The 19,790-nt window shown below is 36.7% G+C and carries 14 protein-coding genes; 1 reads left to right on the top strand and 13 read right to left on the bottom strand.

All coding sequences use genetic code 11. The annotated features are described in order from the left end of the window. Positions 1–273 precede the first annotated feature (273 nt). The 10 genes from ILA26_RS03355 to ILA26_RS03310 form a co-directional block, all read right to left on the bottom strand. A complete protein-coding gene (locus tag ILA26_RS03355; protein WP_366514877.1) occupies positions 274–771 on the bottom strand; it encodes a methylated-DNA--[protein]-cysteine S-methyltransferase in 498 nt (165 codons plus the stop codon). A 2-nt stretch (positions 772–773) separates the two neighbouring features. Next, a complete protein-coding gene (gene cfbC / locus ILA26_RS03350) occupies positions 774–1,568 on the bottom strand; it encodes a Ni-sirohydrochlorin a,c-diamide reductive cyclase ATP-dependent reductase subunit (protein ID WP_292894053.1) in 795 nt (264 codons plus the stop codon). Then, positions 1,561–2,808, bottom strand: coding sequence for a peptidase U32 family protein (locus ILA26_RS03345; protein ID WP_292894051.1), 1,248 nt, complete (start codon positions 2,806–2,808; stop codon positions 1,561–1,563). Before ILA26_RS03345 ends, cfbC begins: the two co-directional genes overlap by 8 nt. Positions 2,809–2,814: 6 nt before the next feature. Further along, complete coding sequence (gene purF / locus ILA26_RS03340; RefSeq protein ID WP_292894049.1) at positions 2,815–4,236, bottom strand: amidophosphoribosyltransferase; 1,422 nt, start codon at positions 4,234–4,236, stop codon at positions 2,815–2,817. Positions 4,237–4,298: 62 nt separating this feature from the next. Further along, positions 4,299–5,192: a hypothetical protein gene (locus ILA26_RS03335; protein WP_292894047.1), complete on the bottom strand. Its 894-nt coding sequence runs from the start codon at positions 5,190–5,192 to the stop codon at positions 4,299–4,301. A gap of 9 nt (positions 5,193–5,201) precedes the next feature. Next, positions 5,202–6,170 carry a UDP-glucose 4-epimerase GalE gene (galE, locus tag ILA26_RS03330; protein ID WP_292894045.1) on the bottom strand — a complete coding sequence of 323 codons (969 nt, stop codon included), beginning with the start codon at positions 6,168–6,170 and terminating at the stop codon, positions 5,202–5,204. Between the two features lie 9 nt (positions 6,171–6,179). Continuing rightward, positions 6,180–7,358: an NAD(P)/FAD-dependent oxidoreductase gene (locus tag ILA26_RS03325; protein ID WP_292894043.1), complete on the bottom strand. Its 1,179-nt coding sequence runs from the start codon at positions 7,356–7,358 to the stop codon at positions 6,180–6,182. Positions 7,359–7,363: 5 nt separating this feature from the next. Then, positions 7,364–7,531: a 4Fe-4S binding protein gene (locus ILA26_RS03320; protein WP_292894042.1), complete on the bottom strand. Its 168-nt coding sequence runs from the start codon at positions 7,529–7,531 to the stop codon at positions 7,364–7,366. 122 nt (positions 7,532–7,653) lie between these two features. Continuing rightward, complete coding sequence (locus ILA26_RS03315; RefSeq protein ID WP_292894041.1) at positions 7,654–8,079, bottom strand: universal stress protein; 426 nt, start codon at positions 8,077–8,079, stop codon at positions 7,654–7,656. A gap of 2 nt (positions 8,080–8,081) precedes the next feature. Then, positions 8,082–9,785, bottom strand: a complete 1,704-nt coding sequence (locus tag ILA26_RS03310) for an ATP-binding cassette domain-containing protein (RefSeq protein WP_292894039.1) — start codon at positions 9,783–9,785, stop codon at positions 8,082–8,084. Between the two features lie 87 nt (positions 9,786–9,872). Between ILA26_RS03310 and ILA26_RS03305 the strand changes: the two genes are divergently transcribed. Then, positions 9,873–10,166, top strand: coding sequence for a hypothetical protein (locus ILA26_RS03305; RefSeq protein ID WP_292894037.1), 294 nt, complete (start codon positions 9,873–9,875; stop codon positions 10,164–10,166). Here ILA26_RS03305 and ILA26_RS03300 read toward each other — a convergent pair. The 3 genes from ILA26_RS03300 to ILA26_RS03290 form a co-directional block, all read right to left on the bottom strand. Next, positions 10,163–10,705, bottom strand: coding sequence for a zinc ribbon domain-containing protein (locus tag ILA26_RS03300; RefSeq protein WP_292894035.1), 543 nt, complete (start codon positions 10,703–10,705; stop codon positions 10,163–10,165). The genes ILA26_RS03305 and ILA26_RS03300 overlap by 4 nt on opposite strands. A 101-nt stretch (positions 10,706–10,806) precedes the next feature. After that, a complete protein-coding gene (gene uvrC, locus ILA26_RS03295; protein ID WP_292894033.1) occupies positions 10,807–12,558 on the bottom strand; it encodes an excinuclease ABC subunit UvrC in 1,752 nt (583 codons plus the stop codon). Between the two features lie 8 nt (positions 12,559–12,566). Further along, the gene (locus ILA26_RS03290) at positions 12,567–19,655 is read right to left on the bottom strand and encodes a DUF3320 domain-containing protein (protein WP_292894031.1); all 7,089 of its coding nucleotides are present in this window, start codon (positions 19,653–19,655) and stop codon (positions 12,567–12,569) included. Positions 19,656–19,790: the final 135 nt, after the last annotated feature.

Below are 19,790 nucleotides of genomic sequence, written 5' to 3'. Positions count from 1 at the left end.
CCAATTAATAATTTTTACATAATTTTTTGATAGGAATTAAATATATAATATATTTAATACAGTAATAAATAAGTTACACAAGATATATAAAATTTACGAAAAAATCAATAAAAACAATATATAATACTAATTGTATACAATTTAAATTACTAATTTTAATCATGTTCCTTATTGTATGAAATATATTACAATTTATTCGATATACAAAAAAATAAACATTGTTCATTTTCAAAAATTTAATATTTAAAAAGCAAATATTGAAAAAATAAAGAATCATTCATTATTTTTAAAAATTATTTTCTCTAAGTTCAACAATTCGATTTTTTTATCAACCCCGGCAGCATAGCCTGTCAGCTGACCGTTCTTGCCGAGCACCCTATGGCATGGAATGACAATTGATATGGGATTTGCACCTACCGCCCCTCCGACAGCCTGGGCAGACATTGTTGGAGAAATCATTGATGCAATTTCACCATAAGTCATTGTCTCCCCGTATGGAATCTCAGACAATATTGCCCATACCTTTTTTCTGAATTCAGTGCCTTCAGGATTAAGTTCAAAATCGATTTCGGGATTTTTGCCATCAAAATAAGCATCAAGCCAATTGATGACCTTTTCAAAAATAGTGAGGTCGCCATTTTCCATTAGCTCCCCCTCAATTGAGGACAGGAAATTCTTCTGGTTTAAAAACCAGATGCCAGACAGGGATTCCCCATCACTTACAATCCTCATTTCTCCCAATGGAGAGTTATAGTCAGTTGAGTAGTACATTTTCATAAGTATGACTTGAAGAATTTTTCAAATTCCTCATCATCCATAGGTTCTGGAGTTGATATCTTTTCATTAGCCATAATGCTTGAAGCAAGGTCTCTGTATTCTTGTGCTTCATCACTTTCAGGGTACTTTTCTACAACGGTTTTTGCATCTAATTCAGCATCTTGAATCAAATTGCTTCTATGAATAGTACCAATAACATGAGTACCTATCTTTTCTGCAAAGTCTGCAACAATTTGCTCCTCATTATCCACATTACGGCAGTTGCAAACTATACCGCTCAAATTGCCCTTAAGCTTTTTAACACCCTTAACAATATTATTTGCTGCATACAATGCCATATATTCACCTGAAGTGACAATCAAAACCTCATCAGCATACTTTTCACGTAAAGGCACAGAAAAACCGCCACATACAACATCACCTAACACATCATATACAACGACATCGAGATCATCGTCAAAAATGCCAAGTTTTTCAAGGCGTTTCATGGCCACAATGACACCACGTCCGGCACATCCAACACCAGGCTCCGGACCTCCGCTTTCAACACATTGAATATCCTTAAAACCAGTGAATACCAAATCTTCTTTTTCAGGATTCCTGTTGTCCTTCAATGTATTAACAACAGTTGGAATTCTTTTTCCATATAGAGTACGTGTAGTGTCCGCTTTTGGGTCACAACCTATAACCAAGCAGTTCAAATCATCACTGCCCCATACGGCAGACAAGTTAGCTACAGTAGTACTTTTTCCAATTCCACCTTTTCCATAAATAGCTATTTTCTTAATCATTGATATTCCTCTCAACTAGTTTGTAAACAAAATCATTCTCACGTACTTTAAAAGGCATCGCTATTGCAACATTACATCCCTTCCCAACACTGTCAACAGATTCACCTTCAATCTGCATGGAATCGATTGTATGAGTGATGGATCCTGTGGTTTGACCCTGAATTATAATCTTATCTCCAATTTTAAGGTCATCCCATATCCTAAGTTCAGCGGCCTTAACCTTATTATAATAATTGACAACCTGTCCAATATCTTTTTTGATGTATTTTGACTGGTTGTCCTCACTTGTCTCGAATGGAGTGTTGAAATAGAAATTTGTGTCAAATCCTCTGTTGAAAACACTTGTAAGCTCATCCATCCACTCGTCCTTAACAGTATAGTTCAATGGATCCCTGACATAATCATCAATGGCCTCACGATAGATTCCAGTAACCATTGCACCATAATCGGGACTTCTTGCTCTTCCCTCAATCTTGAATGATGCAACACCACTTTTCATTAGTTCAGGAATGTATTCAATCATGCACATGTCCTTCGGTGAGAAAAAGTTGGTTCTGTAACTTCCGTCATCACTTCCGGTGACAATGAATGACTCATCCTCAACATCGGAGAAGTTGACCACATTGTCTTCACCTTCCTCATATGTCAATGTCCAGTTCTTGCGGCAAGGCTGCAGACAATCCCCACAATTTGCACTGCGTCCATACAATCCATAGCTTAAAAAGCAACGTCCTGAAATCGCCATGCATATTGCACCATGAACGAAAACCTCAGTTTCAATAGGAGACTTTTCAGTTATCTCAGTGATTTCCCTTAGGGACAATTCACGGGACAGTATTGCCCTTTTGGCACCTAACTTCTTAAGGGTTTTAAGAGTAAAGGAATTAGTGACATTTTCCTGAACGCTAATGTGCGCTTCAAGGCCATGTGAAACGGTATCCTCAATCAATCCGATATCTGATAAAATAAGACCGTCAATTTCTGATGATGAAATTGACTCCAAATTAGAATTTAGCTCATCAGCTAATCTTTCATTTAAAATAATATTAGTACATAAATAGGTTTTAGCCCCATAATCCTTGGCGATTTTGGAAACCTCACTCAAGTCGCTTAATGAGAAGTTTTTAGCGTTGGCCCTCATGTTATAGTCATCAAGGCCAAAGTAAACCGCATCGGCACCGTTCTCTAAAACGGCACGCAGTGAGATGAAATTTCCCGCAGGAGCTAATAATTCAACCATATATATCTAAGGTTTGTAATAAGTTTCAGCTTCAAGTCCATCAGGAATTTCAGTTGGGTACTCTTCGTTTAAACAACCGAGACACAGGTTTTCCTTAGGCATTCCGATAGCCTTTACCAAAGCAGGCAAGGTAATGTAACCTAAAGTGTCAATCTCAAGTTGCTCTTGAATTTCTTCAACAGTGTAATTAGCTGCAATCAACTCTTTTTTGGTAGCCATAGCTACACCATAATAACAAGGAGCCATAACAGGAGGACAACCTACCAAGAAGTGAATTTCAGCAGGTTCAGCTTCCTTAACAAGATCCAATAATTGTTTTGAGGTGGTTCCTCTTACAATACTGTCGTCAATTAAAATAATCTTTTTGCCCTTGATGGCATCCTTAATAGGATTCAATTTAAGTCTAACTGCCAATTCCCTTTCTTCCTGGGTAGGCATGATAAATGTCCTTCCAACATACCTGTTTTTAATTAATCCTTCACCATAAGGTATTCCGGAAGCTCTTGAGTATCCAATAGCTGCAGGAATTGATGAATCAGGCACTGGAATGACTACATCAGCATCGATAGGATATAATTCATGCAATTGCTTACCTATATTCACCCTGGTTTCATAAACGTTAATGCCGTCAATTGTACTGTCAGGTCTTGCAAAGTAAACGTATTCAAACATACAATGTGAAAGCTTGCATTTTCCTGCACTTTCTAACATGTGTGAATTGATTTCATCATTTTTAAAGTAAACTACCTCTCCAGGCACTACATCCCTTACATATTTTGCGTTGATTACATCAAAAGCAACTGTTTCTGAAGCTAAGATATAGTCATCATCTCTTTTTGCAATAGCGAGAGGTTTGATTCCCATAGGATCTCTTACACCATATAATTCACCATCAACCAATATTGTCAATGCGTATGATCCTACAAGCCTATCACATACAGCTTCAATAGCATCCAAAATATCCTTTTTATTGTCATAATGCTCTTTTTTAAGCAAATAACAAATCACTTCAGAATCGGAATCGGATTTAAAGTAAAATCCTTCATTTATGAGTTCATTTCTAAGTTCATCGGAGTTTACAATATCCCCATTATGAGCCATTGCAATAAATCCGTCACCAAAATCAGTCACAAAAGGTTGTGAATTTTCTAATCTTGATTGGCCAGTTGTTGAATATCTTACATGCCCAATAGCCATATGTCCAGGTAAATTTTGAATTAAATCGTTATCAAATACATCAGTGATTAAACCCATTCCACAATGATGGCTTAAACCAACATTAGTATTAAAAGTAGCCATACCTGCTGACTCTTGACCTCTGTGCTGTAAAGCATACAAACAATAATAAACTAATGATGCAACATCCTTAGATTCATCTTTAGAATGAAATCCAACAATACCACACTTGTCTTCCATTTCACCTTGCATATATTATACCCCTAAATAGTATACTAATACTTTTGTTTAACTAATATAATAAAATTAATGTTTTAGTCCCAAAAATTTTCAAAATTGTTAGGAATTTCATAATCATCAATCACTTCAGGAGGCTTCTCTTCCTCTTCCTTAGACAATTCCTTTTTCAAATCATCACTATTGTCATCAACAAATATTAAAGCAGTCCTTACAATGTTAAGCCATTCGATAGCTTTTTGTTTTGATTGAGCTGCAATAAAACCCTGTCCAACAATAATGTCGTCAGGCCTGAACCTGTCTGTAGCAATGACAATCCTTTCCTCATCCTCCAATTCCTGACGGAAAACATCCTGCCACAAATCATTCAAGTTAAAAATTTCCAGGATATCCTTTGAATAAATATCATCATAACGGGACTTGAAAGCTGAAAAGTCAGCTTTTACTTCATCAATATCCTCTCTCAATTCCTTGTTTTCTTGAGTTAGAACATCCTGCTCTTTGATAAGTTGATTATAATCATCAAGTAAATTATTATAATTATGTGTTACTTTCATTAATTTATTTTCTAAAGTATGGATATTAATTAAGTTTAAAGAATAAGACAATGTTGATTTTATTATTGAGTTGAGAATTTCCTTTTCAGCCAGTTTATAGTCGATTGACTCGTCTTCAATAATAATGTTGTTATAATCAAATAATCCAATATGGTTAAAATCAGTTTTTAATTCATTATATAAAATATTAAATGTTTCATCATGACCATATCCACCAATAAGCAAAATGTCGGCACCATTAGCCACTTTTTTAACAATATTGACTTCAACTGTAGGTATTATAGATGAAACTATAATATTGTAATCGTTTTCAAGCTGAATATTGTTTACAGCCTTTGATATGACCTGCGCAACATCCAACCCATTTACTATTATTCGAACATCAATTTTTGATTCATGAGTTTCCGGATTCATGAATATTACCTAAATCACATTCATTTTTTCATGCCAATTCCAAGCGGATTCTACGATTTGCTCCAAATCATATTGTGGAGTCCAGCCTAGTTTTTCCTTAATCTTAGTTGAATCGGCAATTAAAATAGCGGGATCGCCTTCACGGCGTTCATCCATCTTGACTTCAAAGTCACGACCTGTGACCTTTTTGCACATGTCAATCACTTCACGAACGGAATATCCTTCACCATTTCCAAGGTTGAATATATTTGATTCATTTTCCTTGCATAGGTATTCATATGCCTTGATGTGTGCATCGGCAAGGTCATTGACGTGAATGTAATCACGGATACAGGTTCCATCAGGAGTGTCATAATCGGTGCCGAAAATGGAAATGCTGTCCCTTTTTCCGATTGCCGCATCTAAAATTAAAGGAATCAAGTGAGTTTCAGGGTCATGCAATTCCCCAATCTCACCGTCAAAATCACATCCTGCCGCATTAAAGTATCTTAAGGACACATAATTGAAATCACCCTTATCAGCTTCCCTTTGTAAAGCCTTTTCAGTAATGAACTTAGAGTGTCCATAAGGATTGATTGGTTTAAGATCCTGGTCTTCAGTGATTGGAACTTTTTCAGGATTTCCATAAACCGCAGCAGTAGATGATAAAATAAATTTATCCACACCGAATTCCCTCATGACTTGTAGAAGATTTAATGTATTTTTATAATTGTTTTTAAAATATTTTTGAGGAAATTCAACTGATTCCGCTACTGATGAAAAGGCTGCAAAGTGAATAACACCATCAATGTCGTACTTTTCAAAAACTTCTCTTATGTCCTTGCTTCCAAAGTCATAGTCTTCAAAGTTTCCCCATTTTACAAAGTTCTCATAACCTTTGCAGAGATTGTCAACTACGACAGTGTCATAACCTGCATTATGCAATGCCTTATTGGTGTGTGAACCAATATAACCCGCTCCACCAGTAATTAAAATCAATTTTAACACCTAGATAAATTTACCTAATTTGAGTAATGCTTTTGGAGATACTTTGATTAATTTTTGAACGATTTCAGTGGTTGAGATTTTCTCAAAGCTTTCTCCTTCAAATGCGTGAGCAATACTGTTTAATTCATCATCAGATAATGTTAGCAAGTATTCTTGTACCTTTTTGTATCTTTTGATTTCATGGTCGAGCTCTGCATGAGCCATCTTGTCATATTGTTTTAAGAATTTTTTGGAACAGTCTTCCTTAATAGCTTGAGCTGCGACTTGACCTGCACACATTCCACCAGTCATACCGGAGATGATTCCTCCACCGGTTAATGGGTTTACTTGTCCTGCAGCGTCTCCTACAACCATGATATTGTCATCATAAAGTTTTTTGGTCATTCCACCAACTGGGTCCCCACCAACGTTCATTTCAACAGCTTGAGCGTTTTTCAAGTATGGAGATGTTGCAACAAAATCATCTAAGTATTCTTTTGCTGTTTTTTCTGCTTTGTGAGGTAATATTGCTAAACCTACGTTTGCAATGTCGTCACCTTTAGGGAAAATCCATACGTATCCACCAGGTGCGCATGATCCTAAGTAGAATTCAATGATTCCAGGTTTTTCAAATTCAACATTACACATTTCATATTGGATACCTGATTCCATTTCTTTAGCTTTAGCAGCAGGTCTTAAACCAGCCCATCTTGCAACGTGTCCTTCAGGACCGTCAGCAGCGATTAGGATTTTACATTTGTAGTCGATTTTTTCGCCCATGCATTCGGTTTCAACAATGTATCCGTTATCGATTTTTTCAATACCAGTTACTAGGGTTTTGATTTTGATTTCTGCACCTGCTCTAGCTGCATCCATTGCCATGTGCTTATCGAATACTTTTCTTTCTAAGATGTAACCTGCTTCAGGCAATTTTACTTCGTCTTCGGTTAACCATACGTCAGTTCCGTCAGGGGTTTGGATTCTTACTCCTTCAATTTTTTGAGTAACCCAACGAGGGGAAGGTTCAATACCTAATTTTTCTAAACCTTCAATTGAAACTCCTTCTGCACATCTTTTTGGTGATCCAATCTCGGATTTCTTATCCATCAAAATAACTTTTGCTCCGCCTAATGCAGCGTGTTTTGCTGCACTGGATCCTGCAGGTCCTGAACCTACTACAATTACATCAGTTTCAATCATATTAATCAGTCCTCTTTTTCTAAAGCATCAATTGGACATGCTTTAATGCATGTGTCACAATCTTTACAGTCATCATCATCGAACACTAATGAGTATTCTCTTACTTGAATTAAATTTCTTGGACAAACTCCAGCACATTCTCCACAGAATGAGCACCAATCTTTTACAATCATAAAAATATCTCCTATAATATAAACATTTATGTTATGAATACTAAGTTTTTTATCATATTTAAAAGTTTAGTTAAAAATAAGTATTAAATGAATAAAAAAAAGAAAAAATAAGTTTTTAGGTATTATTTCACTAACAATACCGGAACCTCAGAGGTTCTTAAAAGTCTTTCAGAAACTGAACCAATTTGAGTGTCTGAGACTTCATTTTCCTCAAATGAGACAAATCTATTGTTATTTGCTCCATGAGCATGAATTACAACCAAATCAGCGCGAGTCTGGTCAATGATGAACTTCATATCTCTCAAAGGGTCAGCAGTGAGCAAATGTTCTGTCACTTCAACACCAACGGCATTTGCCTTTTCGGTAATCTTTGCCAATATCGCATCACCGGAATCCTCCTCGGAATCATAGCTGTTGAATGAGAATTCCTCCAAAACATGAACTGCAGCAATTTTGGAGTTGAATTTCTGAGCTATTTCAATGGCAACATCAGCCGCCTTGTAACCGTAATCGGACCCGTCAACAGGAACGGTAATCACATCAAACATGACTAATCACCTTTCAGGTAGTCAGCATGACAGAAGTCAATGAAGTTATCCACAATCTCATCGATGTTTTCACTGTCATCAATTATTTTTCCGTCATCCATGAAGACTGCCCTGTTTGACAATTCCTTAATGAAGTCAGTGTTGTGTGAAATCATCACAATGGTGATTCCATAATCTTTTGAGATTGTTTTTAAAGCGTTTGTGACATCCCTTAAGGTTACAGGATCCAAATCACCGAACGGTTCATCCAATAACAGGAATTTAGGTCTTGAGATTAAAATCAATGCAAGCATTACACGTACCTTTTGACCACCTGACAGCTCATATGATTTACGATATAATATATCCATGTCCAAGTCAAGGCTTTCAAATATATCAGCAACGGCTTTCTTGGTTTCTGTTTCCGGAAATCTTGGGAAAAGGTCATTAAGGATTTCTCCATCCAAACCGACTTGTCTTAAACGTTCTTTCGCTTCGGATTCAGGCAAATCGGTCAATTGATAAAATGAATCCAACAGTTCCTCGCTAAGGCCAAGTCTTTCAGCTCTCTCTTTAGCCTCCTTGACAATATCCTGATTTTTATATCCCAATCTTGTTGACAACTGACTTAATACTGTTGCATAATGGGTCAATGCAAATTCCTGGTGCATGAAACCCAACTTTGACCTTATTTTCATACGGTCCATTCCAGGAATGTCAATGTCTGCCCATTCGCCATCAACATTATAGAGGACTTCCCCCTTATCAGGATCGTCCAATCCTCCAAGCATCCTTAAAAGGACAGTCTTTCCGGCACCACTAGGACCGATTATGCTTAAAATGTTTTCCTTTTGAACCTTGAAGTTGATGTCTTCAATTTGAAGCACTTCTCCACCAGTCAATAAGTAGAATCTCTTGTAAACGTCCTTAACATCAATCACATCATCATCGGTTGCGACATTTTGGATATCTACAATGTCATCCATGTCATTCATGAACTCATCGCAAATCTTTTCAGGTGAGCCCTCATCAACTATTTCACCATCTTCAAGCAGAATTACCCTGTCTGCCAAGTATTTTTGTACATCAGGCAAGTGAGAGACGACAATAACTGTTATGTTCAATTCCTTGTTGATCTTTTTAACTGCATCCAATATTTCTTGTTTTGTTTTAGGGCATGCCATGGTTGCAGGTTCATCAAGAAGTAAAGCTTTAGGACGCTTTGCGAGTTGTCTTGCCATGATAAGTCTTTGCTTTTCACCACCACTCAATACGGAAGCGTAATGGCCAGACTTATGGGTGAGTGAAACAAGTTCCAACAATTCATCGGCCTCATCACCAAATTCACTTTCAGCCACTTCAAAATTTGTATCTCCTTCATCAAAGTATCTTCTGGCATATAATTTACGAAGCACGTTTTCACGTACGGTATCCGGCCATAAACCAAAAGATCTTTGAAGATGAATTGCAGTTTCCTTTTTTAGATTATTGTAATAGAATTGAGATGATTCTGAAGTTACCTTAACCTTGCCTACACTGATGGAACCGTCATCAATGTGTTCAACACCTCTTAAAGCTCTTAAAAGTGTTGTTTTACCGGAACCACTTTTACCCATGATTCCTAGAATTTCACCTTCTTTAACTTCAAAACTAACGCCATTAAGCGCAGTAACCTTAGTTCCATCATCTAATTCATAAGCTTTACTAACATTTTCAACTTTTATCATTCTTAATGCCCCTTTTAATACATACCAATTTTTATCAACGAAACTATTTATATTTTAATTATAATACTATAAAAATAAGTGATAACTATGGCTAGTGAAAATAAAATCCAAGAATACTTAAACACATTAGAAGAAGAAAAGATTATGATTGAAACCCATTTTGCTAACATGGAAAGAATTTTAATAGACAACCCCAAATTAGACCAACAAAAAGCATTCGGACTACTGAATAACTACAACACACTAAGTATTCAATATGACCAATTATGCAATGATCTTATCAACTTCCTCAAGATATTCAAACCAGACGAAGAGGAAATCAGACTTTATAAAACAGATGAGTTAATCCAACTATTAGAAGAAAAAATGAATCAGGTCTAATAGTTATAATTAATCACGAGATGAGAACTTGCATTTGCAGTTGATTTCTCATCAACAACTTCACCATTTTTTAAAAGTTGAACTGTTAAGTTTCCTTCACCAGAATCCTGTTTTTGAGCATCAATGGCTATTTTATCCCATGCAGCACAATCCAGAACAAAGGATTTGTTACCATAACCAGACTCTTTTACAAGGTAATTAGGGTCACCCATTTCGGCGTACCAACTACCATCATATTTGATTACGGCTTTATAAGGATAAGAAGAAGTCTGATAATTACTTCCATCATCAGTAATAACATTTAATGAATCTTGATAAGACGGCTGAGTATTATTATATACAAAAGAAAACAATAAAAACGCTACGACAATAATACCCAATACAATAACAATTTTTTTACCTAAGCCCATGTTCCAACTACTTTGACGCTGAGAATTATTTATCCTATTTCCCTCAGCATCTGCTAGGCGATAGGCACAATTATCACAATATACGGATGAGGGCGAATTTTCATACCCGCATCGTGGACATTTAACCATAATTATATACCTTTTAATTTTCGTTATAAAAACTTTATAAAAATACTTATATTTAAATGTAATTGAAAATTAGGGCTTTTTAGACAAAAAATAATAAAAATTCAGTGATAAAAATTAAAGACATTTTGAGCGGTTTTCATATTCATGCCCTCAGTTTTTGCCAATTCCTCGATTGAAGCCTTTTTTATATTATCAATGCTACCAAATTCCTTTAAAAGAGCGATTTTTCTTTTTTTGCCAACACCAACAATTTCATCAAGAGAAGAAGCCTGTATATTCTTGCTGCGAAGTTTTCTGTGGTAGGTGATTGCAAACCTATGAGATTCATCACGAACTTGTTGAAGCAAGTATAAAGCCTTATTATTTCTAGGAATAATGATTGGACGAGAAGAATTTGGAATAAAAACCTCTTCAAACTCTTTTGCAAGACCAATAATAGGAATATGAGTTAGATTTAATTTTTCCAATACACCACAAGCCATACCAAGTTGACCCTTACCTCCGTCAATGACTATCAGGTCAGGCTCGGGATCCCTATCCACCATTTTCAATCTGCGGGTCAGCAATTCCTCCATCATCGCAAAGTCATTTGGTCCTGGAGTTTCCATACGGAAATGCTTATATTTCTTCTTATCAGGCTTGCCGTCTTTAAAGGACACTTTTGAGCCTACGGCAAACTTACCGGAAATGTTACTGATATCATATCCCTCGATTACACGTGGCAATTTTTCAAGTTTGAGGTATTTTTTAAGCTCTATCAATCCATCTTCCATCTTTTTCTTTTGATGCTTGATGATTTCGGCGTTTTTCTTGGCCATTTTAACAAGCCTTAATTTAACTCCTTTTTGAGGCACCTTAATCTTGACTTTATTTCCCCTTAAATCACTTAGCCAATCCTCAAGCAATTCCTTATCGTCAATGTCCTCATCCAAAAGAATCTGTTTTGGAATATGACGATTATAACCATAATACTGTTGAATAAAGGCAAACATGATTTCCGATGAGGAATCATATTGAGAGGCACTCATCAAAAAGTCGTCACGCCCCACGATTTTACCGTTTCTAATAGGCATTATGATAACCACAACCTCATTTTCACCGGGAGCGATAGCTATCACATCCTGGTCTAAATCATCATCGACCAAATCAACAAACTGCTTTTCCATAATCTCCTCAATGGATGAGATTTGATCCCTTATAACGGCCGCCTTTTCAAATTCCTCCTTTGATGCAGCATCCATCATTTCCTTTTTGAGATTTTTAACTATTGTTGAATATTTGCCCTGGAAAAACAAGTCTATCTTATTGATTATTTCAGAATACTCTTCCTTGGTTATCCTGCCATCACATGGAGCATAGCACAAATCAATCTGTGAATTTAAACAAGGACCATTCATGTTTCGGCAGGTCCTTATTTTAAACAGTGACTTTAGGAATTTGACAGTCTGCTTAACGGAACCCACATCGGTGAACGGCCCAAAATAAACACCATTTTTTGTCACATTACGAGTGATTACCAACCTTGGAAATTCCTCATTGGTAATCTTTACATACGGATACCTTTTATCATCCTTAAGCTGAACGTTGTACCTTGGACGGTGCTTTTTGATTAATGTGGCTTCCAGGATTAATGCCTCTTTTTCAGAGTTGGTTACAATATACTCCAAACTATTGAAATGGCTCATCAATATTTGGGTTTTCGGCCTGTCAAGTTTTTCTCTAAAATAAGATTTAACCCGTTTAATAAGATTTTTCGCCTTACCTATGTAGATAATGGTGTCGGTTTCATCACGCATAATGTAGACACCAGGCTTATTCGGCAAATTATCAGGGGATTTAACTTTGGTTGACATGGCGCTCCCTATTTAAGTTCAACAAAATCATTCACTATTTTAACTCTGTTATTGGCTATCATCAAATCCAATACACTGTTGATTCTTGAAGCTGTCTTTTTGGAAGTTGACTTGAATCCGAAATTACGTGATGTTTCCTTTGGAATCTGCTTTGTGGTAATGTTTTTATTATAAGTCAATACCAATTCTATGCTTTTTGCAATCTCCTCATCTGAAATCAATTCTATATTCGGTTTATTTCTTCTTCTTATGAGCACATCATTGTTTGAAGAGTCATATAAGAAGTCTCCGATTTTAATTATATCCCCTTTGCTTTCAGCATTTGAAATTGCGGAATTGACTGTCTTTTTCAATTTGGATCCTGCACGTTTAATATGGCAACTGTCCTTGACTCTTTTGGTTACTTCACTAACATGGATTGGGCCTTCAATATCAACCACTAGCTTGACGGCATCAGACACCTTATCAATTGGCTGATTGTACAAGTCATCTGATGAGCCTAACCCTATGTCGGTTGATTCAACATAATTAACTATATTATCCTCATAACTTTTTTTGCCAGGCAACTTATGATTATCGAATGATTTGAGTTGATTGTTTTGCCTGAACCTTTCTTTTTCGATTTCCTTGTAATCCTCATCTGCTGATTGAATAATGTCCTCAAGGGCTTGGTCTTTTAGCTCTTCCCTTCTAAACTGCTCATGAACAGGAATGATGACCTCTTCATCACTTGCCAATTCTTTTTTAAGAACTTCCATTTTCAATTCTTCTTCAATTCTCAACTCTTCTTTTTCAGCAAAGGTCAATCCTTCCTCTTTTTCAAGTATCTTATCGGAATCGTCATCGCTAGGCATGTTCAAATAGTCAGCAGGATTATACTCTTCAGTCCTGTCAACAACTGAAACATAATCTATTTTAGTAGGGTTTTCAATTTCCTTTAGGGACTTGTTGATATATCTCATGTCCTTTTTAATTCCCCTAATGGAATCCTTCACAGACCTTGGCTTTTCATCGTCATAGTAGAAATTGTTTTTCCTAAGCTTACTTGTAACATCATTTGAGCCCTGATAATATGTAACGCCATCGCGTGTAGCTTCTTGAATTACTTTTTCCTCAACTATCTCTTCACTTTCATCATCTTGAATAACCGGTTCATTATCCTCAACATCTTTAGTTTCAAATTCATTTCCAATAGGATTGTTTTTGATTACTTCAATGTTTTCGTCAGGACGATTTTCCTCCACTGGAGCTTTGTCCATAACACGATTTTGAACTTCCTCGCCTTCAAAAATATCATCGAGATAATCCTTTTTGGCATTATCAACAATGTTTAAAACATCATCTTCATTATCCAAATCAGGCAAAGTGTCATTGAAAATATTCAATTCCTCATCATTTTCATCCCAATAATCCTTTTCATCATTAGAATAATCAGAAAAGTCATCATTCAAGACATTCAATTCATCATCACCTGTTACGATTTCGGCTTCAACAACATTATCATCACTAGGAGCAGGCTTATGCAATGGCTCATCATCGTCATCAATGAATTCTCCTCTGACGGTTTTCACCTCTTTAGGTTGAAGTTGAGTTTCACCGCCAACAACATCTGAAATCATTGACTTGAAACTGTTTCTTCTTGGTTTGTGGCGTATTCTTTCACCAATATCATTAGAAGTACTTTCCTCATTAGGAATTTCATCTTGAGAATCAACCTTATTTTCAGACTCCAAATTCATTTTATCGTCATGTTCAGACTCTTCAAATCCGAAATCCATTGGCTCATCTTCAGGATAAACCCTTTCATCATCATGACTGTGATCTACATAAATATAATCATCATCGGAACCTAAATCAACTATTTCCTCATCAGGTTCATCTTTAGGTTTAATAGGTTCTTCGACTACCTTGTCCCTGACAGGTTCGCTAGCAACCTCAGGCTCAACAAACTCCTCCCTACGAGGTTCATCAGCAACTTCCTCTTTAACAGGTTCACCAACAACCTCAGGCTCATCGAACATTTCCTCTTTAACAGGCTTTTTAACTTGTTTTTTAAATTTGGCCTTAGGAATCTCTCCAATCTCCTCTGTTACTTCATCATTGCTATGGTCTACAATAATATAATCTTCATCAGAACCTAAATCAACATACTCATCTTCAGTTTCAACATTGTCTGATTTAGAGTTATCAGAAATATTTTCTGTGATTTCTTCATCAGCAGAGTCATTTGAATCTTCCAACTCTTCAGAATCATTATCCAAATCCTTTTTGAATCTAAGAGAACTTAAGAATGACTCTTTTTCATCACTTTCATCATCGTCAACTATGGAATCATCCAATTCGGAATGTCCCGGATTAATAAATGATTTGAACCTCTCTTTAATGGACTTGTGCTGTTTTTCAGAAGATTCTCCATCGGAATAGTCCTTTTCATTCTCCCAAACTTCAGCATTGTCTTCAGGAGCCACTCCTTCATCTGATTCCCACACTTCTGCATCGTCATCTTGAGAAGGATTTTCTTCAGATTCAGAAATTTCCTCATCAACCCCATTATGAACTTCAGCATCATCTGATTCTCCAGCAGAAGAGACCTCTTCAACAGTCTCGCCAACTGAGGATTCAACAACATCCTCATTAATCGGACCTTCTTCAATATCAGATTTCATTTCTTGAGAAGAATAATCAACACTTTCCTCAGGAGTCTCAACCTCAACAAACTCAGACTCATGAGGAATGCTGTCATCATTAATTGAATCATTGGAATGTCTTACTTCTTCAGCTGCAACTTCCTTAAAGAATTCATCAGGATCAAGTTCAGAAACATCAATTGGTTTTTCTAAAATATCCTCACCGGCTTTTTCAACTTCAACAAAGTCTGCCGGACCAATATCTTCCGGATTAATTTCATCGGATTCCGCTTCTTCCTGTGCCTTTCTTTCAGCTTCCTCTTTTTCACGTGCAATACGCAATTCTTCAGCTTTTTTCTCGGCTTCCAATCTTCTTTTTTCAGCCAATCTTTTCTCTTCTTCGGACCTGCGTTTTTCTTCTTCACGTGTTTTTCTGATTGATTTTTCAACAGATTCCAACAGTTTTTTACGTCCCAAATCACGATTCCTATACCAATCAGTGGACCATAAATGATATAATTTCCATCCAAGTCCTGTAAGCACTTGTTCACGTAACCTGTCCCTATCACGAGCCACTTTACTTGAGGAATACATTTTTCCATCGGTTGTTATTCCTAAAATATATTTTCCAGGATCTTCATCATCCACAATAGCTAAATCTACTCTAAATCCTGCACAACCGATTTGTCTGTCTACAGTATAACCGTTTTCCTCCAAAAAGCTTGCAATAGCATCTTCAAATGGCTCTTTTGAATATTCGTTAATTCCATTTGTTCCCAATGTCAGGTTTTCAGCATATTCCAAAAATTCTTTTAGGGATTTGACTCCATATGGAGGGTTTGCGGTCAAGTTCATGTCATAAGCTTTAAAGTTTGAAAATACAACACATTTCTCCCTTGCACGAGTAATCAATACGTTCAATCTTCTTTCCCCACCGTCCTGGTTTAGAGGGCCGAAGTTGAGTGACATTTTTCCGTCCTGGTCGTAACCGTATCCTACACTGATCAATATAACGTCCCTTTCATCCCCTTGGATTGTTTCAAGGTTTTTAACAAAGAAACGTTCCTCCTTGTTGTCTGAGAATAACGGTTCATATTCAGGATGTTCCTTACGTTTCACTTCCAATTCTTCCAATATTGCGTTTTTCTGTGCAACGGAAAATGTTCCAACACCTAAACTCTTGGTATCCCCATACTTTTCAAAATGATTGAATATTTCTTCCACAACATCCTTTGCTTCCAATGGATTTTTAGAGGATGCTCCCCTTAGATATTGGGTGTTAGGATTATAGTGGAACTTCAAACCAAGTTCTGGGTCTGAATGTGAAGGTGAAGGATAAACCAATAAGTCATCATCATAAAATTCCCTGTTTGATACGGTAATCAAGGATTCATGGCGTGAACGGTAGTGCCATTTTAGCATCTTGACCGGGAATGACAACTTACACAAATGCAAGATACTTTCCATATCTAAAGAGGTTGCTTCCTCCTCATCGCTGTCGGCATCTGACATCTGGTCGAAAAATGATGTTGGAGGCAGTTGTTGGGTGTCTCCCATAACCACAGCGGTCTTACCTCTCATGAATGCACCTAATGCATCTTCAGGTTTCACCTGACTTGCTTCGTCAAAAATAACAACATCAAACTGCAACTCTTCATTTGTAGGGTCAAGATATTGTGCAATGGACAATGGGGACATCATGAAACAAGGTTTGATTTGCTTTATCATTCCACCGGCTTTTTCCAGAAGTTTTCTAACCGGCATGTGTCCGCTTTTACGTGTGAATTCCCCAGCCAATATTTTAGCCTGTGGATTTTCTGTTCCACCAAAGATTTTAGGAATGTTGCTGTTTAACTTATGGTAAATTCTTTTACGGTTCAAAGTCAGTATTTTCTTGTCCAAATCTTTGAATTCGCGAATTCTATTCTCATGCAATTCTCCAACAAATGTTGCCAATTCATGATTTTCAACAAATAATATGTTTAAGAGTGAATCTGCAAAGTTTCCTTCAACCAATGCAGCAATGTCATCTTTTTTAATGTTTCTTTTCTCGATTGAGCTTACAAACATTTTAGCGTTAGAGTCGCTTAATGCTTGCTTTGTACTTAAGTACTGGGACCATAAGTGAAGGCTTGATAGTTGTCCTCTCCAATTATACAACTGTTCTTTCCATGCTTCAAATGGCACATCACCGGTTTCCCTTTTAAAGATTAATTTACTTCTTGGATTTAACTTGTCCTTGAGCCTTGATAAAACGCGTACGAATTCCTCACCTGAATCGATGTATTCTGCAAGGTCACGTTCAGGCTTTATGTCAAACAGGTCCTTACTCATCAAATCAATTGTATTTTGTGAAAATGTTCCATCACGTACAAGCGCAGTGAACTCATGCATCCAACGAGCAATAGTCTTCAAGTCATCCACATTAGCGTTTAAATGCCAATATCCTCCGAAATATTTTCTTCCCAGAGCATCATTAGCTTCCAGATTTTTACGGATTTGGATAACCACTTTCGCTTCCTGCAAGTCCCTAATGATTTCTTCAACACTGCCGGTTACAGGAACTGCATAATACCTTTCGACCAATTCAATGTGCTGCTTATTGTTAAAGAACCTGAATTTTTTGGTTGAAAGATGCTGTAACTCATAGATTAACCTGTCAATATCCGCTTGGAAAATGCTTTGGTTGAATTTTGTTAGGGCCACAGAATACTTCTGATACTTTTGAAGTTCCTGGATTAATCTGAACGCATCATCATTATTGCCTTCCCATGCACCTGATTTCAGGATGCTTCCGTCAATCAATTCTGCATTTTGGGATTTGATAATTTCAAAAGCGGACAATGAATTCTGGAATTCGTTTAATGTGTCCGGCTTTTTGATTCCATAAATGTCATACACCCTTCCACGTTCTACCAGGAAATTGTCCAATGCCAATAGAGTATCATTAATAAGCATCTCAATTTCCCTCAAATCAGCCGGCAAGAGGCTTTTTGGAGCGCATTTGCTCCAAGGGTTTTCCTTAGAAATGGTTTGATATAGCTCAGCCAAGTTTTCAAGGGCAATCTTCATGTCATCCAAGTCTTTTAAGGTAACGCTTTCAGGACTTTCAAACCTGACCAAAGGCATCAAAGTGTCTTTGCGTGCAAAGTGGTCATCGGCAGACTCTTTCATACCGTACAATTGAAATGCTGACAAGTTGACAGCAAACACAGGCTTGTGAATGATTTGTGAATAGTCATCAAGCTGGCGACGCAATGTCTCCAATTTCCTGATTGTCTGGTCAATGTTTAAAGGCTCATGAGCCCTTACATTAGTTGCCTTTTGCAAGTCCTTGAGGAATTTCTTACGTCTGGTCTTGTGTGAATGCAATTCCAATACAAACTTGCCCAATCCAACGGCAGTCAAACGGTCTTTTACAACATCCAATGCTGCCATCTTTTCTGATACGAACAATACGGATTTTCCTTCAGCCAAAAGCTCTGCTATCAAGTTCACAATTGTCTGGGACTTACCGGTTCCAGGAGGACCTTCCACAACAAGATTGCGTCCTGCCTTAACATCCTGAATGGCAGCAATCTGGGATGAATCCGCATCAAGAACCTGATACATGTTCTGATATTCAAGCCTTGAGTCAATATCCTCTTCCTTAAATGATTCCTGATCGTTTTTAGCCGGATTGAAAATAGCTTGAATCAACTCATTTTTGGTCAAGTCGACATTATCCTCCCATGCTTCAGGGTTCAAGTCATTGTACATGACAAATTTTGTAAAACTAAAGAAACCTAAAGCCACATTATTGTTCACTTCCCAACCGTCCATTCTGGACACTGCCCTTCTCACGCTGGCAATGTAATGGTCGATTACTTCACCATACTTTTTAAACTCGAAATCGGGAAGTTCTATTCCTGCATCCAATAATTTAGCCTTAAGTGAAATGTTTGTTTGAATATCTTCTCCGGTCCATTCAAGGTTGAATGACTCACCAACCTTTTTCCTTTCCATTGAAACCGGAATCAACACTAAGGGAGCATTGTTCTTTTGTCTTGGCTTGGATTTGTCCTTCCATTGCAAGAATCCAATTGCCAAGTACAAGATGTTATAACCTTGCTCTTGAAGCATTGTCTTAGCTTGGTTATTTATGTAATATAATCTTTTTTGAAGCTCTTTTGGAGTCAAATCGGTAGCTAATTTCTTATCCCCTTCTGAAAACTTGGAAAAGTCAAACGGAATATGATCCCATACGGATGACTTGTCTTCCTTTTTGTCCTTCTTGTTGGCCACAAAATACATCTTGTTCTCTTGCAGGACCAATGTCTGATAAAGGTTTATAGGGGATTGATTTACTATAGTGATAGTTTTAGCTCTTGATTTGAAGTTAAGAAGTTGATTTCTTAAGGTTAAATCCAATAGCTCCTTACGTAAATTTTTAAATTCCTTTTCGATTATATTTGATGATTTATTTAACATGATGACCCTTTGTAGTGTTTAAAAAAAATTCAAAATGCATATATAATTATAATCATGTTAATTAATAAAGTTTTCTAAACAATGTAAATTTAGGTTAAATCATTTAAAAATAGGAAATGATTAATGTTTAAAAGA

Source organism: Methanobrevibacter sp., assembly GCF_017940815.1.
Classification (GTDB): domain Archaea; phylum Methanobacteriota; class Methanobacteria; order Methanobacteriales; family Methanobacteriaceae; genus Methanocatella.
This window is presented reverse-complemented; position numbering and strand designations above follow the sequence as displayed.

Bases quoted from the DNA above. Each gene is read 5' to 3' on its own strand.
- ILA26_RS03320 (WP_292894042.1), bottom strand. From the start codon at position 7,531: ATGATTGTAAAAGATTGGTGCTCATTCTGTGGAGAATGTGCTGGAGTT.
- ILA26_RS03310 (WP_292894039.1), bottom strand. From the start codon at position 9,785: ATGATAAAAGTTGAAAATGTTAGTAAAGCTTATGAATTAGATGATGGA.
- cfbC (WP_292894053.1), bottom strand. From the start codon at position 1,568: ATGATTAAGAAAATAGCTATTTATGGAAAAGGTGGAATTGGAAAAAGT.
- ILA26_RS03325 (WP_292894043.1), bottom strand. From the start codon at position 7,358: ATGATTGAAACTGATGTAATTGTAGTAGGTTCAGGACCTGCAGGATCC.
- uvrC (WP_292894033.1), bottom strand. From the start codon at position 12,558: ATGTCAACCAAAGTTAAATCCCCTGATAATTTGCCGAATAAGCCTGGT.
- ILA26_RS03305 (WP_292894037.1), top strand. From the start codon at position 9,873: ATGGCTAGTGAAAATAAAATCCAAGAATACTTAAACACATTAGAAGAA.
- ILA26_RS03335 (WP_292894047.1), bottom strand. From the start codon at position 5,192: ATGAATCCGGAAACTCATGAATCAAAAATTGATGTTCGAATAATAGTA.
- ILA26_RS03315 (WP_292894041.1), bottom strand. From the start codon at position 8,079: ATGTTTGATGTGATTACCGTTCCTGTTGACGGGTCCGATTACGGTTAC.
- ILA26_RS03300 (WP_292894035.1), bottom strand. From the start codon at position 10,705: ATGGTTAAATGTCCACGATGCGGGTATGAAAATTCGCCCTCATCCGTA.
- ILA26_RS03345 (WP_292894051.1), bottom strand. From the start codon at position 2,808: ATGGTTGAATTATTAGCTCCTGCGGGAAATTTCATCTCACTGCGTGCC.
- ILA26_RS03290 (WP_292894031.1), bottom strand. From the start codon at position 19,655: ATGTTAAATAAATCATCAAATATAATCGAAAAGGAATTTAAAAATTTA.
- ILA26_RS03355 (WP_366514877.1), bottom strand. From the start codon at position 771: ATGTACTACTCAACTGACTATAACTCTCCATTGGGAGAAATGAGGATT.
- purF (WP_292894049.1), bottom strand. From the start codon at position 4,236: ATGCAAGGTGAAATGGAAGACAAGTGTGGTATTGTTGGATTTCATTCT.